Below are 9,913 nucleotides of genomic sequence, written 5' to 3' on the forward strand. Positions count from 1 at the left end.
TTATTCTCCGCCGAGTATTATTCGAATCTTTGCTTCGAGTTCGCGGCCGCGGTCGAGTTCGGCGAGGAGCTCGGCGGTCAGGCGCTTTATCTTCTCCTCAGCGGGCTCAGCATCAGGATCCCCTGTCTGGTCGAGCCCGACGTAGCGGCCCGGGGTGAGGACGAAGTCGTTGTCCCGGATGTCCTCGATAGTGGCTACCTTGCAGAATCCAGCGACATCCTCGTAGTTCTCGTGTGCCTCGCGGGAGCGCCACGTGTTGTAGGTGCTGGCAATGCGTTCGATGTCCACCTCCGTGAGCTGCCGCTGTGCGCGGGTAATCATCTCACCCATATTGCGAGCGTCAATGAAGAGCACTTCACCGTGGCGGTCACGGTGGCCGTTACCGTGCCGGTTCTTCGAGAGGAACCACAAGCATGCCGGGATCCCGGTGTTGAAAAAGAGCCTGTCGGGGAGCGCCACGATGCAGTCCACGAGGTCTGCCTCAACGAGTGCCTGACGGATGGTGCCGTCCGTCTTCGCTTTGGACGACAGCGCGCCGTTGGCCATGACGAAGCCTGCCGAGCCTGAGGGGGCGAGGTGGTAGAGGAAGTGCTGGATCCACGCGTAGTTTGCGTTGGAGTCGTTCGGTGTGCCGTAAGCCCAGCGTGGATCATCCTCCAAGACTGCTGACCAGTATCCCTTCAGGTTAAAGGGCGGGTTGGCGATGATGAAGTCCGCGCGCAGGTCAGGGTGTTGATCTTCGGTAAAGGTTTCCGCGTCGCGTGGGCCAAGGTCTGCTTCGATACCGCGTAGCGCTAGGTTCATCTTGGCTAGGCGCCACGTGGCGGCGGCCTTCTCCTGACCGTAGATGGAGAGAGCATCCCGGCTGCCACCGTGGGCTTCGACGAAGCGGGCCGACTGCACGAACATGCCACCACTGCCGCAGCACGGGTCATAGACGCGGCCGCTGAAGGGTTGGAGCATCTCGACGAGCAGGTTCACCACGCTGCGCGGCGTGTAGAACTCACCACCGTCCTTGCCTTTCTCTGAGCCGGCGAACATGCCGAGAAAGTACTCGTAGACGCGGCCGAGGATGTCGTCAGCCCCGTGATCGGCGTCCGCACCGAAACCGATCGAGCCGATGAGGTCGATGAGCTCACCGAGCATTTCGTCCTTGAGATCCTCACGCCCATAGTTGCGCGGTAGCACACCTGTCAGCGTGGGGTTCTCACGTTCGATCAGTCGCATCGACTCATCAATGGCCTGACCAATACCTGACAGCTTGGCCTTGGCTTGCAACTGCTCCCACCGGGCACCATCAGGAATCCAGAAGACGTTCTCGCCTGAATATTCGTCCCGGTCTTCTAAGAATGACGAGATCTGGTCTTCTTCGATGCCCTCGTCCACGAGCTCCCAAGTAAGCTCTTGGCGTCGCTCGGAGAACTTGTCGGACACGTACTTGAGGAACACGAGCCCGAGAACCACATGCTTGTACGCGGACGCCTCTTGGTTTCCTTTGGCGCGCATCGACTCTGCAGTTTCCCACAGAGTCCATTCGAGCGTCTTCGTGCTCTTCTTCGGTGGCATTTATTGTTCTCCCTTAGTGTCGTCTGTAGTCGCTTCTGGCGTCTCAAGAGGCACAATTTCGCAGATCTCGGAAATATCGCTGCCGAGGACTTCACATATGCGTGCAAGGACTTCACTTGTGGCGTTCCCGCCTTTGTCGAGCTTGGCCATGGTTGCCGGGCTGAGGCCTGCGAGGTCTTGAAGCCGTGTCTTGTTGAGGTCCTTATCAATAAGGAGTTTCCACAACGGCTTGTAGCTGAAGATGCGACTAGTTACCATCGGCCGCCTCCTACGTGTCCCACTTTTTGTCCCAGTTGTCCCTCTTGTCAGCCTCGTTCAGGGCCTCACTGCCCCTTTTTTTTGGGACCCGTACTTTGAGTTTGTGAGGTCAGGGCCGAGGTATCAGGCACTCGAAGCTGGGAAGATTCTTTTCCTACTCTACCGTCACGTCACGTCACTCAGGACTAACGACTCGGCATTAATCACCAGAACAACGGAAGGGAGGCACAAATAGAGGCCCGTTTTGACCCCAATCGGCAGAACAACAGGAGGGAACCCCTTCGGGCAGCGAGAGATTCTTCGCTCACGCGGGTTGAGCGCGCGCTGGCCGCAGAAGCACCCTCGAGTGATGAGAAGTAGAAGTGACTGCGCACGCAGGGTAATACCTTGTTTGATTCGCTGTGTGTGAGATAGAGGCCCCGCGCACAAGAGCAGGGCCCCGCTTGCTGAGGGGCAGGTCGCCGCCGCTACCGGCTCTACCCACGCACAAGAGCAGGGCCTCCGCTCACTGAGGGACACCCCGATCATAGAGAGCCACCTCAGCCAACAAATCAACATATTCAGGAGGGGCGAAGCTATTCCGCAGGCGCTTCCATACTTGGGACGAGTAGCACTTTAAGACGGCCTTGCTGGGGAACAGAATGCAGTTCAAATGCCTTCTGAGCATCCCACGGGTGGAATCGGTGAGTCACCCCGATCTCGTAAAGCTCTGGGTGTTCTGCGACGTAACGTTGCCCTTCTTCAAGGAAACGGATCCAGTCGGTTGTCGTACACGCATGCATAGAGAGATGTTTTTGGAGGAACTTCCTGAGGGGAAAGACCGCCCACTTTTCAGCAAGCCCGAACTCTACGAAGTGTCCGTGTGGGGCGAGTGCCTTGATTGCGGCGATCACCAAATCCTGATCGTGCCCGATGGCATCAACAACCACAGCGGGAGCCTCTGTCTGTTCTCCCTTCTGGACCCACTGCTCGACCGAGTCGTGAACGAAATGGTCGATACCGAAGTGCTCAGCGACTTCAGACCGATCAACTCGGTCAATGCCAGTGACCTCGAATCCTTTAGATTTGAGCACATGGCAAAAAGCTAAACCAAGAGGCCCAAGCCCGAATACAGCGGCGTGCCGGTTAGGTAGCTCGGCGGGAATCCTCGCGACGGAGTTCAGCACGGTAGCAACCGGCTGGGCGGTTACTGCCTCGATCTGAGGAAGCCGCGGATCCACTGGAACAAGGTTGCTGTCCGGACAGCGGAACTGCTCCGTAATCCCAATGTACTGTGGTAGCGCCCCGACGACGAGCTCCCCGACTTTGAGTCTGGCAGATCGGGTGGCAAGAACTTTCCCCACGACTTCATGCATCGGCGCTCCGGGCACTATTTCCCGGCTTGAGGACCCGCTCGTTCGTCCGAAGAATGTGGGGAGGTCACTGCCGCACAGTCCGCCCGCGACGAGCTCAGCGATGACTTCTCCTGGTTCCAGAGTTTCTTTATCAGGCGCATCGATCATGATGCGCTCAAATTTTTGTGGCGCTACTAGCTGCATCGCCCATATTTTTCTTTCAGTGTTGTCATTCATTTGACCGCTCCAAGGAGGAGTCCTCGGGTGAGGAATTTCTGAACAAACATGTATATAACCACGGCAGGCAGTACCGAGATGAGCGTGGCCGCCATGACGATCTCCCACGGTGTCTGGTTGTCAATGAGCCGCGCGACCCCAACCGTGACGGGAGTATTTGCTGCCTGCCGTGTCAGTATCAGCGGATACAGGTACTGACCCCAGCCTGTGAAAAAAGAGAGAGCAAACGCGGTGGCGATTCCAGATTTTGAAAGGGGAAGGACAACTCGGGTGAGAATTCTGATCCTGCTTGCCCCATCAATTGCGGCAGCTTCTTCGAGAGATAGAGGGATCCCGTCAAAAAAGCTTTTCAGTAGAAGCACGGTGAAAGCGATTCCGGTGGAAACAATCGCAAGTATGACCCCCAAGTATGCGTCATAAAGATGCATGTCACGAAGCATGAGGAACAGCGGGATGACTATGATAACTTGTGGAACCAGTTGAGACACAAAGACGATGGTCAGCATCGTTTGCCTGCCGACGAACCTGAACCTTGAGAAGGCGTAAGCCGCGAATGTGCCGAGCAGGACGCACAGCAGTGATGTCCCTACCGCGTAGATCAGCGTGGCCCGCAGGAAACTCAGCAATGGGATTCTGGTGAACACGTCGATATAGTTTTTCCACTGCCAGTCCGCAGGATAAAGGAAACTTTTACCAAGGTTTTCGTACTTGGTGAGCGAGGCGCAGAAGGCCGCATAAAGGGGAAGCATCGTGAAAGCAACCCAGAAAATGATGATGCCCCATCGAAGCGCTGCAGTGAAGAAGCGGCTTAGTGTGCTGCCACTTGTCCGTTTCCTGTTCGTTACTTTACGCATTGTTTTGCTCCTGTTTTTTCAGCGCAACCCATCCGATGAATGTGACGACCAGGAGCGTGACTACCGCGATGGCGGCTCCACCGCCGAGGTCGTTCTCGATAAACACCTTGTTGTAAATGTCGAGGGCGATAATTCGCGTGGAACGCCCGGGGCCGCCATTAGTCATCACGAACACTGAATCGAAAATCTGTAGTGTCCATGCGGTTATCATGAGGATGGAGATTGCTAGGACAGGACGGATCGAAGGCAAAGTCACGTGGATGAAGCGGCGAATGGCACCAGCGCCGTCTAATTCTGCTGCTTCGAGTAGCTCCTCAGACACGGTGCTCAGGGCTGCTGTCATTGTGATTATCATGAAGGGTGTTCCCTGCCAGATTCTTACGATAATCACCATAGCCAATGCTGTATCATGTCCAAGAAAGCTGATGGGCGCATCGATGAGCCCTAACTGCATCAAGAGTTCGTTCAGAATGCCAAACTGCGGATGGAGCACCCATGTCCACATGACGCCAGCGAAGGCGTGCGGCACGACCCAAGGAATGATGACGAGGCCTCGCACGATTGCTTGTCCTCGGAATGGCTTGTTGAGCGCTAAGCTGACGGCCATGCCGACCAGAACGACTCCGAGCACACCAAAGACGACCCACACGATGGTGGTGATGAGTGTGCCTCGGAATTCATCTGTGGTCAGGTACTTGTAGTTCTCGAAGTTGTTCCAACCCGTATAGCCTTGGATAACGTTGGAGTCACCAAATGAGAACTTGAAAAGGTTGACGATCGGCGTGCCGAGTACTCCGAACAGGAGGGCCGCCAAGGGCAGGATGAACAGGTAGGGTTCAAGCCCGAGTGTAAGAGACTTCTTCATTGAGGTCCTTCCATGAGAGGCTGGTGGATGACCTAGCGGCCACCCACCAACCATTTCGTCTTACTCGTAGATTTCCTGGTGCCTCTCACGCATGGCCTGCAGAACATCTTCAGGAGACTTCTGGGCGGTGAGTAGCTGCTGAAGCTCCTCACCGTTGACTGTCCATAATGCACCGGTTTTGAGGGAGATACCTTCCACAACGCCATGTTTCAGCGCAGCGGTAGCTACCTTCCACAGTTCGCCCTGGTAGGTCGCGGCTTCGCTCTTGAGGATGGGTGCCGACCCGTAGGCGGTGTGTTTGATCTGGTTTTCGGTTTCCATGAAGAACTCCAGAAGCTTCATTGCTTCTTCCGGATGTGCGCTATTCGTTGGAATGAACCAGCCGCCAGCGCTGATGGCTGAGGTTGAGGTCTGTCCCATTGGGGCTGGTAGCTCAGCTACACGAAATTTCCCGTCTTTGAGGCCATCACGGATCTGATTCTGCATGTGGATCAAATCGAATGCCATACCAACTTGGCCGTCCCGGAACAGGGTGCGCGTGTCAAAACGGCCGTATTCGACGACATTCGGCTGCGCGATGTCCACAAGTTCTCGCATGAACTTTAGGGTCTGGAGAGCTTTCGCGTCATACTTTGAGTCATCGTACAGGTAGCGTTTGGCCTGAGGATCCCAAGCAGAACCACCGATAGCTCCAGCAAAGAGCGATTCGTAAAGGCCTGATGTTTCCCCTCCTCCTGGTTTTGAGAACAGGGCGATGCCACTCGCATCAGTTTTTTCTGCGATCTGTCGGCCGGCTGCGAGTAGGTCCTCCCAGGTTTTTGGCGGGTTGTCGGGATCTAAACCGGCTTTCTCAAAGAGTTCCGCGTTGTACCAGAGGAAAAGCGGTGACACGCCCGCAGGCACGAGATACTGTTTACCTTCGTACTGCCCAGCTTGCAGGAGCGCAGGGAAGATGTCCTCTTTCAATTTGGGTGACAGCTTGTTGGTCAGGTCAGTGACTAGGCCTTTTGACGCGAGATCAAAGACTTCGCTGGGAAGGTGGTACATCAGATCCGGGAGGGTGCCAGATGAGGCCATCACACCTATGCTTGTGGTGGCGTCGTTCCAGCCGAGGTCTTGCATGTCGACTTTGATGCCGGGGTTTGCTTCTTCAAACTTCGCAATCATCGGCTCGAATATCGGTCGGAGGATTTCCGGGGTTCCGGTACGCATCAGAGTGAGCGTGACTTGTTCCCCAGTCCCACTGTTTTCTTTGTTGGAGGCTCCGCCAGCACATGCGGTGAGGGTGAGAGCTGCGGTTCCTAGGACCGCAACCAAGCTACGCCAAGACTTCATTGTCTTTCCTTTCAATTTTGCTGAGGGTCAGATCAGACCACACTTGGCGATGGTCTTGCGGATTTCTGTTTTCTCCTCGTCCGTTAGTGTCGGGCATGGGATTCTTGGGAATCCGCCGACGGAGCCGACGAGATCAGTGACATGTTTCAAGAGGCTTATCACTTTGTATTCGCCGCCTTCACCGGAGAAACGGACGGCAAGATCCATGTATGGGCGCAGTTGATCTCGGATTTCTTTGGCTGTTGCGAAGTCGCCGCGACTACGGGCGGCCCAGATTGCGGCGCTTTGTTTGGGCGCGAAGTTCGCCATAGATGAGATGAAGCCCGAGGTGCCAAGTAGTGCTGCCATTGGTTCAAGGAACTCGCCGTGGCCGTTGACGACCGAGAGACGGGTTCCTGCGATGTCTGCGCTTCTGCCCATTTTGTAAAAGGAAGGGGTGCATTCTTTGAAGCCTACGACGTTCTCAATGTCAGCAAGCTCGTCAATGATGTCTACTGGCATATCTAGTCCCATGACTTCCACGTTGTTGTAGATCAGGATTCCGATGTCTACGGAGGAAGCGAGTTTCTTGATAAACCCGATGATGCTGCGTCGGTCTTTCGGTGGGTAGTAGTAGGGCGCGAGTGCCATCGCGCCGATTGCACCGTGGTCTTGGGCGTAGCGGGCTAGTGTAATGGCTTCGTCGAGGTTGGTTGAGTTGCAACCGGCAACTACGTTGAGTCGATCACTGAATTCGAGGGCTACGTCGAGGACGCTGTTGCGTTCGTCTAGGCTCATTGCGCCGCATTCGCCGGTGCTGCCGCCTACGACAATCACTGAGTTTGTGGAGTCTACTCCGTTTTCGATCATGTAATTGAGGTTCTTCCGGTAGCCTTCCGCATCGAAGGTACCGTCTTCAAGGAAGGGTGTGATGCTGATTGCGCAGATTCCATGAAGACCTTGTTGAAGGCGTTTTGCCATTGCTGCTCCTATGCTAGCTCATACATTTTTGGTTCGATCCAAATCCATCTTTGGACTAGACCTAAATGACAGCATAGACCAGACCTGTGAAACTCACAAGAAGAACCAGGTGTGTTTGATTGATAAGGTAAACTCTTTGTCGGCGCTAGGCTCTAGTTCGGGTCAGGAAGCCTGAGCTTTGTCCGTGCGCTCAGGGCATCAACCATGGGTTGCCCAACGTGGCAGTACCGTCTGAACAGTAGTGTGGAAACGCTGCTTTAGGGCGGTCCCCTCACAAACCAACAGTTAAGAGAGGGAATCTATGAACCTTCTGCCGAACAGTGTCGAGCCTCGACTTCACGTCGTTGGTACTGAATCCCAAGGTACCCAGAAAGCCCATCTACGCATCGCCGCGGCCATCGAGCAAGAGGTACGAGAGGCACTCCTCCCCCATGACTGTATCCCGCCTGAACGGGAACTTGTGGAGCGCTTCGGTGTGAGCCGCACAACTGTTCGTAACGCCATTGATACGCTGGTTCAGCGGGGGCTCCTCTATAAGATTCCAAAGTCCGGTACCTATGTCAGCGAACCAGGACCTACCATGTCGCCGCTGACTATATCGTCCATTTCTGAGAGTATGGGCGGGTTTGCTCAGGACACACGCATCGAGGTGACTGAAATCCTCATTGGTGAAGCCCGTGGAAATGCGGAGATTACCGAAGTGTTAAATCTTCGCCCATCTGACCTGACTATTACGATCCGCCGGCGGCGTTACATTGACGATAAAATCGTTGCTTTCGAATGCAGCGTATTCCCGTATGGGCTTGTCCCTGGCATCGAAAAGGAGCAGCTTGACGGGCCACTCTACGAGCTACTCAAGACGAAGTGGGGGCTGCAGGTTGAGCGGCTTCGACAGAAGGTCCGCGCCACAGCGTTGCGCGGGCGGTATGCGGAGTCCCTCCATGCCGAGACAGGGTTACCAGCACTGCACGTAGAGCGCATTGGCTATACCAGGTCCGGCATCCCACTGGAACGCTCGATCTTTATTTACCCGGGAGAAAAGCCAGCAATCGAAGTGAATATCATTGGTAATCAGGACTGACTGACCGGGGAGCAGGTTCGGTGTGACCTGTGCTTCCGGCACGTTACCAAATCATTCCGTGATGACTTTAACGAGGAAGTCTCTGATTAACAGGGATTAGGCAATCGTGACAGCAGTAGCGATGCCGCGTTGGAAGGAAGTCTCTGATCGACAGGAATTAGGAAACACAGGCTAGTTGTGTCGATTCCGTGGTTTTTGTTTTTGTTTGTTGTGGAAACACTAACGCACATGCTGCGCTTGAGGGTGGGCAGCCTACTTTTCACAAGTGGTTTGTTGCTGGTTTTCTTGATAAAAAGCGTGTCCTTCTCGCCTTAAACAAGCAAGAAGGACACGCACGCTCAACGCGATTTCTTTTGCTGAGAGCACTCAGGCACTAGCCCCTGGCACGACGCTCCACACCACGCGCCACAGTGCCACAACCAGCCAAAGCACCCACCAGCACCAACAACACCAGCACACCCGTACCCGTATTCGCTAAATGACGAGAAACAGGACGCACAGGAACAACAGTCACCTCATCAGACAAGTCATCCGAACCCGGCTGGTCTAAGGCGCCACTTTCAGCCCCAGCATCAACCGCCTCGCAACCAAGCTGATCGCGCGCAGGAGCACTCCACGACCAACGCGTACGAGCACCCTCAACAAACACAAACCCAGGCAACGGCTGCGCAGTCACAACAACAGTAGAACCATACTCATACGCATGCTCACCCGCATCAACCACACGACCATCCATCCTGTACACAACACCCTCAGTCAACGGAATCGTCACAAAAGGCGCAACCACACACGAAGAAGGATCCGACGCAAAAGGAGCAACCGGAGCAACACCCACCACTGGCTCAGACGCGCCACCCGACTGCGGCACATCGCCAGACTGCGGAGAATCGCCAGACTGCGGTAAGTCGCCAGACTCAGGCATATCACCAGACTGCGGCATATCGCCGGACTGTGGCATATCACCCGGCTGCGGCTGAGGCTGCGGCTGAGGTTGAGGGGTTGGGGTTGGTTTCGCAGTGAAAACCCACGTACCAACAAAAGCCACATCCTCAACCCCAATAGTGCGAGCATTCTCATCCCAACCCTGGAAAGACCACACACCGTCAGCCACAGCAACCACGGCCTCAGCAGGAGCCGGAGCAGTCACCTGATCGCCCTTCACACCACTCACAGGCGCAGGCGCAGCAAGTGAAGCAGGCAAATCCATCCCCGCAGTAGCACTACGATACGTGAAGGTCGCGGCGTGCTGATTACTCGCGAAAGTCCACGTACCAACAAAAGCCACATCCTCGGTATCAATAGTCTGGCTCTCGTGATCCCAGCCGGTAAAGGTCCATACACCATCATTATCAGCATCAGCCACAGTAGCCGACTCAGGGGCCGGAGCATTCACCACGGTTCCTTGAGAACCACTCTGATTATG

The 9,913-nt window shown here is 55.2% G+C and carries 9 protein-coding genes; 1 reads left to right on the forward strand and 8 read right to left on the reverse strand.

The features are described from left to right. The 7 genes from LRP57_RS07935 to LRP57_RS07965 all read right to left on the reverse strand — a co-directional run bounded on the left by LRP57_RS07935 (window position 1) and on the right by LRP57_RS07965 (window position 7,409). On the reverse strand, window positions 1-1,566 hold the full coding sequence (locus tag LRP57_RS07935; protein ID WP_231206101.1) for a class I SAM-dependent DNA methyltransferase: 1,566 nt from the start codon (window positions 1,564-1,566) through the stop codon (window positions 1-3). Beyond that, complete coding sequence (locus LRP57_RS07940) at window positions 1,567-1,824, reverse strand: helix-turn-helix domain-containing protein (RefSeq protein WP_231206103.1); 258 nt, start codon at window positions 1,822-1,824, stop codon at window positions 1,567-1,569. It abuts the gene before it with no gap. A 575-nt stretch (window positions 1,825-2,399) separates the two neighbouring features. Beyond that, a complete protein-coding gene (locus tag LRP57_RS07945) occupies window positions 2,400-3,395 on the reverse strand; it encodes a zinc-binding dehydrogenase (RefSeq protein ID WP_231206105.1) in 996 nt (331 codons plus the stop codon). Then, window positions 3,392-4,249, reverse strand: coding sequence for a carbohydrate ABC transporter permease (locus LRP57_RS07950; protein WP_231206107.1), 858 nt, complete (start codon window positions 4,247-4,249; stop codon window positions 3,392-3,394). The genes LRP57_RS07945 and LRP57_RS07950 overlap by 4 nt, the downstream gene beginning before the upstream one ends. Beyond that, complete coding sequence (locus LRP57_RS07955) at window positions 4,242-5,114, reverse strand: carbohydrate ABC transporter permease (protein ID WP_231206109.1); 873 nt, start codon at window positions 5,112-5,114, stop codon at window positions 4,242-4,244. The genes LRP57_RS07950 and LRP57_RS07955 overlap by 8 nt, the downstream gene beginning before the upstream one ends. A 60-nt stretch (window positions 5,115-5,174) precedes the next feature. Then, on the reverse strand, window positions 5,175-6,449 hold the full coding sequence (locus LRP57_RS07960) for an ABC transporter substrate-binding protein (protein ID WP_231206111.1): 1,275 nt from the start codon (window positions 6,447-6,449) through the stop codon (window positions 5,175-5,177). Between the two features lie 27 nt (window positions 6,450-6,476). Continuing rightward, a complete protein-coding gene (locus tag LRP57_RS07965) occupies window positions 6,477-7,409 on the reverse strand; it encodes a dihydrodipicolinate synthase family protein (RefSeq protein WP_231206113.1) in 933 nt (310 codons plus the stop codon). A 301-nt stretch (window positions 7,410-7,710) separates the two neighbouring features. Between LRP57_RS07965 and LRP57_RS07970 the strand changes: the two genes are divergently transcribed. Then, on the forward strand, window positions 7,711-8,490 hold the full coding sequence (locus LRP57_RS07970) for a GntR family transcriptional regulator (RefSeq protein ID WP_231206116.1): 780 nt from the start codon (window positions 7,711-7,713) through the stop codon (window positions 8,488-8,490). A gap of 373 nt (window positions 8,491-8,863) precedes the next feature. Here the strand turns inward: LRP57_RS07970 and LRP57_RS07975 are convergent. Then, window positions 8,864-9,913, reverse strand: a 1,050-nt coding sequence (locus LRP57_RS07975; RefSeq protein WP_231206118.1) for an SHIRT domain-containing protein, incomplete at its 5' end; no start/stop codon positions are given.

Source organism: Schaalia sp. lx-260 (assembly GCF_021083645.1).
In the GTDB taxonomy this organism is placed as follows: Bacteria; Actinomycetota; Actinomycetes; order Actinomycetales; family Actinomycetaceae; genus Pauljensenia.